The 14,011-nt window shown below is 70.2% G+C and carries 14 protein-coding genes and 1 tRNA gene; 9 read left to right on the top strand and 6 right to left on the bottom strand.

Annotation, left to right across the window (positions count from 1 at the left end):
- Positions 1–15: 15 nt before the first annotated feature.
- Positions 16–1,275 carry an ABC transporter substrate-binding protein gene (locus GFD30_RS16925; RefSeq protein ID WP_153026376.1) on the top strand — a complete coding sequence of 420 codons (1,260 nt, stop codon included), beginning with the start codon at positions 16–18 and terminating at the stop codon, positions 1,273–1,275.
- Between the two features lie 130 nt (positions 1,276–1,405).
- Here GFD30_RS16925 and GFD30_RS16920 read toward each other — a convergent pair whose 3' ends face one another.
- Genes GFD30_RS16920 through GFD30_RS16905 form a run of 4 tightly spaced genes read right to left on the bottom strand, consistent with a single transcriptional unit; the run spans position 1,406 to position 5,646 of the window.
- The gene (locus GFD30_RS16920) at positions 1,406–2,239 is read right to left on the bottom strand and encodes an ABC transporter ATP-binding protein (RefSeq protein ID WP_153026375.1); all 834 of its coding nucleotides are present in this window, start codon (positions 2,237–2,239) and stop codon (positions 1,406–1,408) included.
- Between the two features lie 8 nt (positions 2,240–2,247).
- Positions 2,248–3,204, bottom strand: a complete 957-nt coding sequence (locus tag GFD30_RS16915) for an ABC transporter ATP-binding protein (RefSeq protein WP_153026374.1) — start codon at positions 3,202–3,204, stop codon at positions 2,248–2,250.
- On the bottom strand, positions 3,194–4,237 hold the full coding sequence (locus tag GFD30_RS16910) for a branched-chain amino acid ABC transporter permease (protein WP_153026373.1): 1,044 nt from the start codon (positions 4,235–4,237) through the stop codon (positions 3,194–3,196). The genes GFD30_RS16915 and GFD30_RS16910 overlap by 11 nt, the downstream gene beginning before the upstream one ends.
- A gap of 11 nt (positions 4,238–4,248) precedes the next feature.
- A complete protein-coding gene (locus tag GFD30_RS16905) occupies positions 4,249–5,646 on the bottom strand; it encodes an ABC transporter permease subunit (protein WP_153026372.1) in 1,398 nt (465 codons plus the stop codon).
- Positions 5,647–5,976: 330 nt separating this feature from the next.
- Here GFD30_RS16905 and GFD30_RS16900 point away from each other — a divergent pair.
- From GFD30_RS16900 to GFD30_RS16880, 6 genes are all read left to right on the top strand, one after another.
- A tRNA-Ile gene (locus tag GFD30_RS16900) sits at positions 5,977–6,053 on the top strand.
- A gap of 127 nt (positions 6,054–6,180) precedes the next feature.
- On the top strand, positions 6,181–7,410 hold the full coding sequence (locus tag GFD30_RS16895) for a hypothetical protein (protein WP_153026371.1): 1,230 nt from the start codon (positions 6,181–6,183) through the stop codon (positions 7,408–7,410).
- A complete protein-coding gene (locus tag GFD30_RS26340) occupies positions 7,410–8,582 on the top strand; it encodes a hypothetical protein (protein ID WP_194201999.1) in 1,173 nt (390 codons plus the stop codon). The genes GFD30_RS16895 and GFD30_RS26340 overlap by 1 nt, the downstream gene beginning before the upstream one ends.
- A gap of 38 nt (positions 8,583–8,620) precedes the next feature.
- The gene (locus GFD30_RS26335; RefSeq protein WP_194201998.1) at positions 8,621–8,914 is read left to right on the top strand and encodes a YbaB/EbfC family nucleoid-associated protein; all 294 of its coding nucleotides are present in this window, start codon (positions 8,621–8,623) and stop codon (positions 8,912–8,914) included.
- Complete coding sequence (locus tag GFD30_RS16885; protein WP_153026369.1) at positions 8,911–9,297, top strand: YbaB/EbfC family nucleoid-associated protein; 387 nt, start codon at positions 8,911–8,913, stop codon at positions 9,295–9,297. Before GFD30_RS26335 ends, GFD30_RS16885 begins: the two co-directional genes overlap by 4 nt.
- A gap of 16 nt (positions 9,298–9,313) precedes the next feature.
- Positions 9,314–9,787 carry a hypothetical protein gene (locus GFD30_RS16880; RefSeq protein ID WP_153026368.1) on the top strand — a complete coding sequence of 158 codons (474 nt, stop codon included), beginning with the start codon at positions 9,314–9,316 and terminating at the stop codon, positions 9,785–9,787.
- A 64-nt stretch (positions 9,788–9,851) separates the two neighbouring features.
- Here the strand turns inward: GFD30_RS16880 and GFD30_RS16875 are convergent, their stop codons facing one another.
- On the bottom strand, positions 9,852–10,583 hold the full coding sequence (locus GFD30_RS16875) for an SDR family oxidoreductase (protein WP_153026367.1): 732 nt from the start codon (positions 10,581–10,583) through the stop codon (positions 9,852–9,854).
- Between the two features lie 101 nt (positions 10,584–10,684).
- Here GFD30_RS16875 and GFD30_RS16870 point away from each other — a divergent pair, with 101 nt between their 5' ends.
- Together GFD30_RS16870 and GFD30_RS16865 are read left to right on the top strand one after the other, a co-directional pair.
- A complete protein-coding gene (locus GFD30_RS16870) occupies positions 10,685–11,524 on the top strand; it encodes a helix-turn-helix transcriptional regulator (protein ID WP_153026366.1) in 840 nt (279 codons plus the stop codon).
- Between the two features lie 187 nt (positions 11,525–11,711).
- On the top strand, positions 11,712–12,902 hold the full coding sequence (locus tag GFD30_RS16865) for an MFS transporter (protein ID WP_153026365.1): 1,191 nt from the start codon (positions 11,712–11,714) through the stop codon (positions 12,900–12,902).
- Positions 12,903–12,979: 77 nt separating this feature from the next.
- Here GFD30_RS16865 and GFD30_RS16860 read toward each other — a convergent pair whose 3' ends face one another.
- Positions 12,980–13,960: a zinc-binding dehydrogenase gene (locus GFD30_RS16860; protein WP_153026364.1), complete on the bottom strand. Its 981-nt coding sequence runs from the start codon at positions 13,958–13,960 to the stop codon at positions 12,980–12,982.
- Positions 13,961–14,011 lie beyond the last annotated feature (51 nt).

Raw genomic sequence — 14,011 nt, 5'->3', positions numbered from 1 at the left:
TCAATAGGAGAGACAATGGCTCGCTTTTCCCGAGCACTGCTCGCTGTAGGCACCGCCGGTGTCACGGCGTTCTCGCTGGTCGCCTGCAGCGGCGAAGACGACGACCCGGGTGCGACCGGCGGCGAATGCACTGAGAGCGACGAGGGTCTGAAGGTCGGCACGATCCTGCCGCAGACCGGCTCGCTCGCCTTCCTGGGCCCGCCCGAGTTCGCCGGGGTCAACCTCGCCATCGAGGAGATCAACGAGGCCGGCGGCGTGCTTGGCGACTGCGTCCAGGTCTTCCACGAGGACTCCGGCGACACGTCGACCGACATCGCCAGCCCGGCCGCCGACGCCCTCATCGCCCAGGGCGTCCACACGGTCATCGGCGCGGCCTCGTCCGGTGTGTCGTTCCAGTTCATCGACAAGCTCTACGAAGAGGGGATCGTCCAGATCTCCCCGGCGAACACCTCGCCGGACTTCACCACGTACGAGCGCGGCGACTACTACTTCCGCACCGCGCCCTCCGACGTCCTCCAGGGCCGCGTCCTCGCCGACACGATCATCGCCGACGGACACGAGAAGGTCGCGATCCTCGCCCTCCAGGACGCCTACGGCACCGGCCTCGCCGACGCCGTCGAGCAGAACATCGTCGACTTCGGCGGTGAAGTGGTCCTGAAGACGATCTACGACCCGACCGCGACCGAGTTCAACGCCGAGGTCAGCGCGGTCGCCGCGTCCGGCGCCGACGCGCTCGTCCTGATCACGTTCAACGAGATCGTGAACCTGGGCCCGGCCCTCGCCGAAGGCGGCCTGAGCGCGCAGGACGTCCCGTGGTACTTCGTCGACGGCAACCTGTCCAACTACGGCGACCAGTTCGACCCCGGCTTCCTGCTCGGCACCAAGGGCACCTTCCCGGGCGCCGACCCGGCCGCAATCCAGGAGCGCCTCCTGGAGATCGACCCGGAGCTCCAGGACTTCACCTACGGCCCCGAGTCCTATGACGCGACCGCGCTGGCCGCGCTCGCCGCGATCGCCGGCGACGCGATCGACTCGGAGGTCATCAAGGACAACCTGGTCGACGTCTCCTCTGGCGGCACCAAGTGCGTCGGGTTCACCGAGTGCGCCGAGCTGCTGGCCGAGGACAACACCGCGGACATCGACTACGACGGCTACTCCGGCCCGATCGAGTTCTCGCCCGAGGGCGACGTCACCGCGGCGACGATCGGCGTCTACGAGTACAAAGAGGACAACACGTACGAGAACCTCGAGTACCGCTTCGGCGAGCTGAGCTAGCCCGCCGGCCCCGGCGCCGACGCACCGCGGGTGCGGAGGCGCCGGGAGGCCGGGGCACCGAAGCACCGAAGCACCGAGGCACAGAAGAAGCCCCCCGGGACCACAGGACCCGGGGGGCTTCCGCTCGCTCCTAGCGCGCCTTGCCGAGCGTGCCGAGGTAGAGCTCGACGACCTTGGGGTCGTCGATCAGGCCCGCACCGGGGCCGGTGTAGGCGCTGCGGCCCTGGTCCAGGACGTAGCCGCGGTCGCAGATCTGGAGGCACCGCCGCGCGTTCTGCTCGACCATGACCACCGTGACGCCGGCCTGGTTGATCTGCTTCGTGTTGAAGAAGACCTCGTCCTGCATCGCCGGGGACAGGCCCGCCGACGGCTCGTCGAGCAGCAGCACGGTCGGCTCCATCATGAGCGCCCGGCCCATGGCCACCATCTGCCGCTCGCCGCCCGAGAGCGACCCGGCCCGCTGCGTGCGCCGGTCCCCGAGGATCGGGAACAGGTCCGTCACGAACCCGAACCGCTCCCGGAACGCCTTGGGCCGCAGGAACACCCCCATCTCGAGGTTCTCCTCGACCGTGAGCGTCGGGAACACGTTGTTCGTCTGCGGGACGAACCCGACCCCGAGGGGCACCAGCTGGTGCGCCTTCCGGTTCGTGATGTCCTCCCCGCGCAGGGTCACCGTGCCGGAGGTGATGCCGACCAGCCCGAACATGGCCTTGAGCAGCGTCGACTTCCCGGCCCCGTTCGGGCCGATGATGCCGACGAGCTCGCCCTCGTTCGCGTACAGGTCGGTGCCGTTGAGGATCGACACGCCCGGGATGTACCCGGCCGTGACCTCGTCGGCGCGCAGCAGCGCGTTCCCCGAGGCCGACAGGTGGCCCTCGCGGCTGCACACCTCGGTCGACGACTCGATGCTCTCGTCGATCGGGACGCCCGTCGGAGCGATGCCCTCAATCTCGTTGTCGCTCATGTCGCCTCCTAATGCTGGGCCGCGTCGTGGTGGGCGCCCAGGTACGCGTCGATGACCCGCTGGTCGGCCGAGATCTGGTCCGGGGTGCCCTCGGTGATGAGCTGCCCGGCCGCCATCACGGCAACCCAGTCCGCGATCTCGTGGACCATGTCCATGTCGTGCTCCACGAACAGCACGGTCATGCCGTCCTCGCGCAGATCCTTGATGTGCTCCAGCAGCGACTGCTTCAGCGCCGGGTTGACCCCGGCCATCGGCTCGTCCAGCATGATCATCTTCGGTTCCAGCATGAGCGCCCGCGCCATCTCCAGCAGCTTGCGCTGACCGCCGGAGAGCTCGCCGGCGTAGTCGTCGCGCTTGTCGATGAGCTTGAACCGCTCGAGCAGGCTCAGCGCCCGCTCGCGGTTCGCGGCCTCCTGGCGCTTCCACAGGCGCGGGAAGAGCCCGGCCCACATGCGCTCGCCGATCTGGCTGTGCGCGCCGATGAGCATGTTGTCCATGACGCTCATGCGCGTCAGCGCCTTCGTCAGCTGGAACGTGCGGACCATTCCCGCCCGCGCCACCTGGTACGACCGCATCCGGTTCGCGCGGTGCCCGTCGAACTCCCACGTTCCCTGGCTCGGCCGGTCGAAACCGGTGAGCAGGTTGAAGAACGTGGTCTTCCCGGCGCCGTTCGGGCCGATGAGCGCCGTGATCGTGCCCCGCTGCACCTCGAGGTGGTCGACGTCGACCGCCACGAGGCCGCCGAAGGCCCGCCGGACCCCGCTCGCGGTGAGGATCGGATCCGGTTTCGACGCCCCCGGTTCGGGCGGGACGTCCTTGAGCGCCGCCTTCGCGGCGGTGATCCCGGCCTTCCCGGCCGGCGTGCCGCCGGCGGGCGGTGCCGTCTCAGCCGCCTGCTCGGCCGGTGCCTTCTCGGTCGGCGCAGTGTCGGACCGCTCGTTATCGGACCGCTCTTTATCGGACATCGAGCATCAGCTCCTTCCGGTTGCCGATGAGGCCCTGCGGCCGGTAGATCAGCAGGAGGACCATTCCCAGCCCGAGCAGGAAGAACACCAGCGGGCCGATCTGGGTCGTGGAGAGCATGCCCTGGGGGATGACCTCGGCGCGCACCGCCTGGATGAGCCCCTGCGAGAGCAGGTTGTACAGGAACCAGAACAGGGCCGCGCCGAGCACCGGCCCGAAGATCCGGGCCGCCCCGCCGAGGATGAGCACCACGTAGAAGTAGAACGTGAAGTCCGTGGTGAACGTGTCCGGCTGGACGTTCGCGCGGCTGAGCGCGAAGATGAAGCCCGCCACCGCGCCGATGATGCCGCCGAACACGAGCGCCTGCATCTTGTACGCGAAGACGTTCTTGCCGAGGCTGCGCACGGCCTCCTCGTCCTCGCGGATGCCCTTGAGGACCCGGCCCCACGGGCTGTGCACCAGTAGCGCCATGATCCCGAGGAAGAAGAGCACCAGCGCCCAGCCCACGGTCATGACCCACAGGTCCCGGTTCGAGTACTGGAGCGAGAAGATCCCGAAGTCGATCACGAGCCGCCCGGAGTCCATCGACACGAACAGGAACTCCCAGGTCGCGTCCGGGGGCCACGGGTTCATCTCGAAGAACGGCTCCGAGAAGCCGCGCATGCCGTCCGAGCCGCCGGTCGTGTCCGACCAGACCGTCGCCCGGGCGAGCCGCCGCACGATCTCCGCCGCCGCGATCGTCACGATCGCGAGGTAGTCGGCGCGCAGCCGCAGCGTCGGGATGCCCAGCAGTAGCGCCATCACGACCGCGGCCGCCAGCCCGATCGCGATGCCCCACCAGAACGGCAGATCGAACGCGACCACGGCCATCGCCAGGCCGTACGCGCCCATCGCCGCGAACGCGGCCTGGCCGAAGTTGAGCAGGCCCGTGTACCCGAACTGGAGGTTCAGGCCGATCGCGCCGAGGGCGTACACGAGCATCGTCGGCCCGATGGCCTGCGTGAGCGCCTGGCTGAATACGAATTGCCAATCCATCGCGTGGCCTCCTAACCGATTCGCTCGCGGCGGCCCAGGATGCCCTGGGGCCGGGAGAGCATGATGATGATGAGGACGACCAACGCGCCGACGTACTTCAGCTCGGGCGCGATCACGAGGGTCGACATCTGCACGAAGACGCCGATGATCATCGAGCCGACGAACGCGCCGAACGCCGTGCCGAGCCCGCCCAGGACGACCGCGGCGAACACGAGCAGCAGCAGGTGCTGGCCCATGTCGAACTTCACGCCGTCGCTGATGGACAGGAACACGCCGGACATCGCCGCGAGCGCGCCGCCGATCGTCCACACCAGGCGGATCACCTGGTTGACGTCGATGCCGGTGGACGCCGCGAGCGACGGGTTGTCGGCCACCGCGCGGGTGGCCTTCCCGAGCCGGGTGAACAGGAGCGCGCAGCCGACCAGGATGCAGACCGCGAGCGCGATGCCGCCGGTCACGACCTCCTTCGGCGTGATCACGAGCCAGCCGAAGTCCCACGGCTTCTGGCCCACGTACTGGTCGTAGCGCTCGCGCTCGCCGCCGACGAAGAACAGCGTCGCGAAGCGGATGAGCATGGCCACGCCGATCGAGATGATCATCATCGAGACCAGGCCGATGCCCTTGCGGCGCAGGCGGGCCCACAGGCCCCAGTCCTGGGCCCAGCCGAACGCCCCGCCGAGGATCACCGCGGCGATCGCGGCGAGCCACACCGGCACGCCGAACGTGATGTTGAACAGCAGCGCCATGATCCCCCCGAAGGTGACCAGGTCGCCGTGGGCGAAGTTGGTGAGGCCGGTGGTCCCGAAGACCATCGACAGGCCGACCGCCGCGAGGGCGATCATCAGGCCGAAGTGGAGGCCGGACACCAGGAGGCTGATGGCCCGGGTCGCCCCGCCCTCGCCTTCGACCTCGCTGACCTCGTCGGCGGCCGCGTCGTCGGCGGCGTCGGAGTCGTCGGTCTCGGAGGACTCGTCACCGGGGTCGCCGCCCGCGTCGGAGGTCGGCGAGTCGTCGCCGGTCGGGCTCTCGCCGGGCGTGCAGCCGTCCGTCTGCGTGTCGAGCGGGAACAGCGCCGTCCGGTCGGAGCTGATCGGGACTTCGAGCCGCGGTTTGCAGTTGCGGACGACGAGGCCCTCGGGCAGCGTCGACTCGTCGAGGATGACGACGTAGTCGCCTTCGGTCTCGAGCGGGACGGCCCAGGTGCCGTCCTCGGCCGTCACGACGGTGGCGATCTCGGTGCCGTTCGCGTCGGTCACGGTGATCGACACGCCGGCCACGGGCTGGTCCTGCTGGTCGTCGAGTGTGCCGTGGACGCCGAGCGCTTCCTGCGCGGTGGCGTTGCTGCTCACCCCCAGACACAGCAACAGGCCGGCCAGCGCAGCCGACAGCAGCATCAATGCTCGTCTCAATGGGCCCCCTCGGGAGGTTTCGGGCGTCGGAACCCGCCGCGTGCGATGTTCGAGAAACACAGAACGGCAGGAGTGAGTCGGATCTTAAAGAGACCTGTATAACAACAGCACCTGTCGTTATAGAACCGTTGCAAATGTGGCGCGAATGTTATCGCGTCGCAGCCAGGAGCCCCGCGGCCGTGCCACGAGCCTGTTTCCGACCGATTCGGCCCCAGTGAACACCGTGTGGCGATTCGCCCCGCCGCGGGACCCCGCTCCGCACCGTTCCCGGCGGCCCGCGGCCCTCGGGCCACCGCACCGACACGGGGTGTGAGAGGATATTGCCCGCTCGGGGCAGTAGCTCAGCTGGTTAGAGCAGGGGACTCATAATCCCTGGGTCGCGGGTTCAAGTCCTGCCTGCCCTACCACGATCCGCTCGCAGTGGCCCCGTCCCGGCGCGGGGCCCGCTTCGCCTGCGCGCCGCTTCCCCGGATTGCCGGAATCCGTTATGGTCGGAATCCGCACCAGTCCCTCCGACCTCCCGGGAGCCCATCCATGGCGGAAGACCCGTCCGACATCACCACGTACGACAAGCCCGGCGAAGACAGTGCCTGGAAGAAGGCCGGAGAGTCCGTCCCCGGTATCAAGCAGTTCCTCAACAGCGCCGACGTCATCAACAAGGCCATCGAGGACGAGGAGGTCACCGCCGGCAACGCCGCGATGACCGTCATGGCCGACATCGCCAGCCTGGGCCTCGAAGGCTTCGCCGCGTTCAAGAACCCGCTCGGGATGCTCGTCAACGTCGGCCTCGACTTCGTCCTCAACCTGTTCGAACCGGCCAACAAGCTCCTCACGTGGCTCTCGGGCGACCCGAACCAGATGCAGGACCTCCAGGAGCGGTGGCGGCAGTTCAAGGACGTCCTCGTCGCCCTGCGGGACGAGATCGACGCGGCCTGGCAGGACTCGCTCCAGACCTCCCAGTCGCCGACCACGGACGCCGCCAAGGACAAGGTCAACGGGATGGCTGCGGCGCTCGGCGGGATCGCCACCGCGATCTCGCACATCGAGTCGCACATCGGCATGGCCCAGATGCTGTCGAAGGCGGTCTTCGAGCTCATCAAGGCGCTCCTGTCGGCGCTGATCGAGCAGGTCATCATCTACGGCCTCGTCGCGCTCGCCTCCGCGTGGGTGACCGCGGGCAGCTCGATCGCGACGTTCCTGATGTGGGTGACCCAGAAGTCCGCGATCGACACCGCGACCATGTTCCTGCGGGTGTCGCTCGCGCAGTTCACCGGCAAGCAGCTCGCGCACATCGGCACCGAGATCCTCGGCTCGACGTTCCGGCAGTCCTCCGCGGAGATGCTGCAGTGGGCCGGCGGGATCGTCTCCAACTGGGCCGGCGGCATCCAGAGCACCGGCGCGCCCGGCCGCGGCAACCCGACGCCCGCCTCCTCGAACCCGTCCGGGGACATGGCGACGTACACCAGCGTCGACCCCGACGAGTTTGACGGCGTCGCCGAGAAGCTCCAGGGCATCCGGGGCGACGCCGACGCGCTGTCGCAGGCGGTCAACAGCGACACCGAGACCGACTTCTTCACGTGGGGCCTCGCCTGCCAGGGCTGGGTCGAGGGCTACAACCAGCAGCGCGTGGAGCTCGCCGGCGACGTCGCGCTCATCTCGCCCGCGCTGGAAGGGAACGCGACGCGGTTCACCGAGGTCGCGGCCGCCTACCGCGACGCCGACATCAAGGCCGCCGAGGACATCAAGGTCGCCGGGGGCAAGTAGTGCAGGGCATCGACCGCAAGGCCATCCCCAAGAACCTCGGCGAGTCCTACAGGCGCGGCCGCGGCATCTACGCGGACCTGCTGGGACGGCCCCTGCGCTCGAAGCCCCTGCTCCACCGCGACGCCGCCGTCGAGGCGGTGCCCTCGCCCCATGAGACGGCGCTGACGCGGCCGGTCCCGCCCGCCGGTTCCGGCGTGCTCGAACTGGTCCTGGACTCGGCCGCGACCATGCCGGTCGCGGCGGTCGACGAGACGCCCGTCGCGGTCGGCGACGGCACCGTCTTCGTCGTGCTCCCGGCGGGGCCGCACGTCGTCGACGTGCAGAGCGGCGCCGCCGCCAGCCCGGTCGTGGTCCGCATCGAGGACGGTGCGACCGCGACCCTCGTGTGGTGGGAGGAGGCCGACCGGCACACCGTCCGCTTCGGACCCGAAGCGGTCGACGCGCTGCCGCCGGCGTCCCGCGTGTACCTGTACGAGTGGGCGGCCATGGTCGTCCTGGTCTGCGGGCTGCCGCTCGGCGCGGTGAACGCCTTCAGCCTCGACGCCACCGGCAGCCGGGTCGTTCTGGCCGTGCTCGCGGTCCTGATCCTGGCGCTGATCCCGCTGGCGTCGTGGCGCAAGCGCGAACGCGCCCGCCTCGCGGCGCTGCGCCTCGAACGCCAGGGGCCCGCGCAGTCGACACCGGTCCGGTACCCGTGGGACGGCGCCGACACGCCCGACCGGCCCGCGCTCGTCGGCGACCGGCCCGAGTCGCTCCCCGCGTTCGCGCCCGGCCACGGCGCGCTCCTGGTGCGCTCCAGGGCCCACCGGCACCTGTGGAAGGACGGCGACGGCGTCGTCGTCCGCGACCCCGAGCTCGCGGCCCTGCGGGCCGCGCCGCCGCGCGTCCGCATCGACGGCCTCGAGCTGCCCGCGACCTGGGGCAACTGGTGGTACCCGCTGCGGCCGGGCGTCCACACGCTCGAATTCGAGGCCGACGGGACCAGCGAGCGCCTCGAATGCGAGATCCGCGACGGCGAGGCGGCCGCGGTCCGCGCCGACGCCCACCTGTACGCCCACCGCGACGCCGACCGCCGCATCGTCCGCGAGGACCCGCGGCTGCGCCTCGAACCCGAGGAGTTCCGCCCCGAGTGGATGGGCGATCCCGCGAAGCGGCTCGCGTACTGGAACTGAGCCCGCGCCCCCGCACGTCAAGGAAGGAGAGCCGTCCAATGCACGGCGACATACACAGCAAACTGGCCGAGGCCCAGCGGCTCGCGGCCGAAGTCGAGGTCGAGGCGGTGTCCGAGGACGGCGCCGTGCGCGTCGTCGCCGGCCCCGGCGGCGACGTCAGGACCATCGACCTGCGGATGAACGCGTTCGAGCTCAGCGGGCTCGAACTGGGCGAACTGACCGCCGCCACCGTCAAGACCGCCACCGACGAGGCCGACCGCGAGCTGTCCGAGCAGATCCGCCGGACCCTCGCCGACGTGTTCGCCGCCGAGCGCGAGGAGGGGCAGCGATGAGCGACAGGCCCACGCCCGAGCAGATCATGGCCGAGTTCGAGCGGATGCGCAGCGAAGCCGAGGCCACGCTCCGCCGGTACGAGGAGGTCAGCGCCGAGCTCGGCGCCGACGCCGTCGAGGTCTTCTCCGATGACGGCCTCCTCCGCGTCAAGCTCGACGCCAACGGCAAGGTCGACGAGATCGGCGTCAACGAGGCCGCGATGCGCTACCGCCAGTCGCTCGGCCCGTCCATGGTCGCCCTGATCCGCCGGGCCCGCGACGAGTACGCCCTCAAGGCCGCCGAGATGGCCCGCCGCCTCGTCGGCGACAAGCTCGACGTCGACGCGATCCTGTCCCAGTACCTCCCCAGAGACGGCCAGGGCCCCGGCCGGCCCGTCCGCTAGGAGAGCGTGACCCCTCGTGACAGATGAAGACCAGCGCCTCTTCGACGAGGACCCGGCCCGGATCGACCGCGAACGAATCTCCAGTAACCATCTGCTGAGGATCCGGGCCGAGTTCCTGTCACTGGTGGTGATCGGGCTCGGCACCTCGGCCGCCTACGCCGTGTGGACCCTGGGGTACTTCCTGGGCTCGGCTTGGCAGCCGCTGTTCACCATCGCCGGCCTGCTGTTCGCGGCGGGTCTGCTGATCGCATTCATCAAGATCTCGAAGGCGATGTTCGGGGATCGTTCCAGCGCATTCCCTCCCCGGCCGGGCGGGCTACCGGTCGGAATCGCCATTGCGGCGGGCTGCTCGTCGTTCGCCATAGCCATGGCGGCCATGGGGACCGGGAGATTCCTGGGCTTGACGGTCTCGCTCGCGGTCTTCTCCACAGAGTTCATCGTGTGGTCGCTCGTCGGCATCCTGATCGTGTTCCGTCGGCGACCGGTCTGACGGCAGGCGAAGGGCCCCCGCCGCGGCGGGGGCCCTCCACTTGCCGTCTACCAGGGGACCGCGACTACCAAGGGACAGTGGTGTCCGCGTGGTATTCGAGGCCCTCCTGGAAGAAGCCGCCGTTGGGGCCGTCGTCGTCGATCAGGGCGAGGTCGATGGCGACCTTCGCGGAGATCGCCGGGTCGCGCCAGCCCTGGTTGTGGTTGAGGTCGGTCTTGGTGTAGCCGGGGGTCATGGCGTTGATCTTGACCGGGCCGTCCTTGAACTCCTTCGAGTAGGAGACCGTCAGCATGTTGAGGGCCGACTTGGACGCGCCGTAGGCGCCGCCCTGCATCTGGGCGAACTCGTGGTCGCCGGTCATGAAGCCGAGCGAGCCGACCTCGCTGGAGACGTTCACGATGCGAGGGGCGGGCGAGTTCCGGAGGATCGGCAGGAACGCGTTGGTCACTGCGATCACGCCGATCACGTTGGTCTCGAAGACCTTCCGGGCGGTCGCCACCGTGAGTTCGCTTGTGTTCCAGTCGCCGTCGGCGAGCGCCACGGCCGCGTTGTTCACCAGGATGTCGAGTCGGTCCACCGCAGCGGCCGCCTTCGCGATCGAGTCCTCGTCGGTCACGTCGAGCTGGAGGAACGCCGCCTCGACGCCCTCCGCCCGCAGCTTCGCCGCCGCTTCCTCGCCCCGCTCGGGTGAGCGGGCCCCCACCAGGACCTTGACGCCTCTGGCGCCGAGCCCCTTGGCGATCTCGTAGCCGATTCCCTTGTTCGCGCCCGTGACGAGCGCCGTCTTCTGTTCCATGCCACGAGCCTGCGCCGGATTCCGGCACCTGCAAAGAGGACTCTTTATGGTGGTACATCCGGTACCTGGTTGCGGGGCGCGAACCGGGGGAGGATTGCCGCATGGACCGACAGCAGCTCGCCGACTTCCTCCGCACCCGCCGCGCCGCCATCCAGCCCGGCGACGTGGGGCTGCCGGCCGGGACGCGCCGGCGCACGCCCGGGCTCCGGCGCCAGGAGGTCGCACAGCTCGCGGGGATCTCCGTCGAGTACTACATCCGGCTCGAGCAGGCCCGCGGCCCCAAGCCGTCGCGGCAGGTCCTCGGGGCGCTCTCGCGGGCGCTCGTGCTCGACCGGGACCAGCGCTCGCATCTGTTCCACCTCGTGGAGCAGCCGCCGCAGTCGGAGCTGAGCCGCGAGGTGACCCCGACGATCCGGAACCTCCTCGACGGGCTGAGCGACTACCCGGCCTACGCGATCGACGCCGCCTACGACATCATCGCCTGGAACGAGATGTCCGAGCGCCTCATGGGCTACCTCTCGCACCTGACCCCCGACGAGCGGAACATCCTGCGGACCAACTTCAGCGGACCGGACACCGCGCTGCGCCTCGCGAACCCGAGCACGCGCGAGTTCCTCCGCTACTGCGTCTCCGACCTGCGGGCCTCGCTCGCCTGCAATCCGGGCGACCGGAAACTGCGGGGGCTCGTCGACGAGCTGCTGCGCACCAGCCCCGAGTTCGGCGAGATGTGGGCCGACCACGAGGTGGCGGTGCGGCGGGCCCAGACGAAGCGGGTCGTCCACCAGTCGCTCGGGCCGCTGGAGTTCGACTGCCAGGTCCTCGAGGTGCCCGGGAGTGCGCTGCGCCTGATCTTCTATGTGCCGCAGCCGGGTTCGCCGACCGCGGCCGCGTTCAGGACGTTGTCGGGCGTCACTTCCGAAACCCCCGCGTCGCACGCGTAACCCGGCGGCGACGGACATCACGCGAGGATTTCACTCCAGGGACTTTTACTCGTGCGGCGAGTGTTATTACGCTTGATCGCGGAGGCCCCGCCTCCCGATCTTGATCAGCGACCGGTACGGCAAGGAAGCAGCCGGTGACAGCCTCAGCGTTCTCACCCTCCTTCTCATCCCACCGGAGCTGCTTTCCATGCGCATGCCCCTGTTCGCCATGTCCATCGGCGCGTTCGGCATCGGCACTGCCGAGTTCGCGATCATGGGGATCCTTCCCCAGGTCGCCGCCTCCCAGGGCGTCTCGCTCGCCCAGGCCGGCCTCGCCGTCTCCGCCTACGCGGTCGGCGTCGTCCTCGGCGCGCCCCTGCTCACCGTCGCCACCACCCGCGTCCCGCGCAAGCCCTTGCTGATCGGCCTGATGCTGGCCTTCGCCGCCGCGAACCTCGCGACGGCGCTCGCGCCCGACTTCGGATTCCTGCTCGGTTCCCGGTTCATCGCGGGCCTGCCGCACGGCGCGTTCTTCGGGGCCGCCGCCGTCGTCGGCGCCAGCCTCGTCTCCTTCGACCGCCGCGCCCGCGCGATCTCCGGCATCATGTCCGGCCTGACCGTCGCGACGATCATCGGCGTGCCGCTCAGCGCCCTGGTCATCGGCCAGTTCTCGTGGCGCTGGATCTTCGCGGCCGTCGCCGCGCTCGGCCTGGTCGCCGCCGCCGCCATCTGGGCCACCGTGCCCGACACGCGCGGCGTGATCGTGCCGACCAAAGCCGCCGACGAGATCCGCGCGATCCGCTCCAAGCGCGTCGTGCTCCCACTCGTCACCGGCGCGGTCGGCTTCGGCGGCATGTTCGCCGCCTACACCTACCTGACGCCGATCCTCGAGGACGTCACCGGCATGGGCCCCGTCGCCATCGCGATCACCCTCGCGGTCTTCGGCGTCGGCCTCACGCTCGGCAACGTCCTCGGCGGCCACGTCGCCGACAAGGCCCCGATCCAGGGACTGTTCGCGGCGTTCGCGTCGATCGCGACCGTGCTCCTGGCGATGTACTTCTCCATGGACAACCCGGTCCTGGCGATCGCGGGGGTCCTGCTCATGGCCACCTCGTCGTCGCTGGTCGGCCCGGTCATGCAGCGGCTGCTCCTCGACGGCGCCCACGCGGCCCCGTCGCTGGCGTCCTCGCTGCACCACGCGGCCTTCAACCTCGCGAACGCCAACGGCGCCTGGCTCGGCGGGCTCGCGCTCACGCTCGGTCTGAGCCTGACCGCGCCGATCCTGGTCGGCGTCGGCCTGGCCCTGGCGGGCCTGGTGCTCTCGATCCCGCTGGCCCGCGCGCACGCCGAAGCCGCGGTCCCGAACATCGCGCCCGCGGAGCTCGTCACCGCTTCATAGGCGGCAGGGCTTCACAGGCTTCATGAACGACGAGGCGAAGGCCCCTCGGCACCGCGTCGAGGGGCCTTCCGCGTTCGTCACGGGACAAGCACGACCTTGCCCGTGGTCCCCCGGTTCTCCAGGGCGCGGTGGGCTTCGGCGGCTTCGGCGAGCGTGAACCGGTGCACGGCCGGGCGCAGCCGCCCGGCCGCGAGCTCGGCGAGCGCCCGCTCTTCGAGGGCCCGCAGGCCGCCGAGCTTCTCGAGCAGCTTCGGGCCGAGCGCGCCGGAGACGGACAGGCCGCGGCCCACGATCTCCTCGACCGTGGCCTCGGTGGCCTTCCCGGCGGACCAGCCGAAGACCACCATGCGGCCGCCGAAGCCGAGCCGCTCGAACACGGCCCGGCCGACCTCGCCGCCGACCGAGTCGAAGAACAGCGTCGCCTCGCGTCCTTCGAGCGCCCGGTCGAGGACGTCGGTCCAGTCCGCGGCCTTGTAGTCGATCGCGGCGTCGGCGCCGTTCGCGGCCACCTGGCGGACCTTGTCGGCGCCGCCGGCCAGGCCGACCACGTACGCGCCGGCGTGCTTGGCGGCCTGGACCAGGAGGGTCCCGAGGCCGCCGGCGGCCGCGGGGACGATGACGACGTCGTCGGCGGCGACGGGGCCGACCGAGAGGACCATCAGCGCGGTCCGGCCGGTGCCGATCATCGCGACGGCCTCGCCGAAGTCGACGCCTTCGGGGATCTCGTGCACGGATTCGACCTCGCGGACCGCCTTCTCGGCGTAGCCGGCGGAGGCGAAGCCCAGGTGGGCGACGACGCGCTTGCCGATCCACGACGGGTCGACACCGTCGCCGACGGCGTCGACGATCCCGGCGGCCTCGCGGCCGGGGATCATCGGCAGGTCGGGCAGCGGGTAGGGGCCGTTCTTGTCGCCGCTGCGGAACGTCGTGTCGAGCAGGTGGACGCCGGCGGCGCGGCTGTCGATGCGGACCTGGCCGGGGCCGGGCTCGGGGTCGGCGACCTCTTCGTACACGAGGACCTCAGGGCCGCCGAACTCGTGCTGTCGGATCGCGTGCATGTCGTGCCTCTTCCATGTCGGTGGGTGTGCCGCAACTGTATGGGGGCCCCG

Origin of the sequence: Glycomyces albidus, assembly GCF_009451885.1 — a bacterium.
Lineage (GTDB): Bacteria > Actinomycetota > Actinomycetes > Mycobacteriales > Micromonosporaceae > Glycomyces > Glycomyces albidus.
Note: the sequence above shows the minus strand (reverse complement) of the source record. Positions and strands in the feature narration are given on the sequence as shown.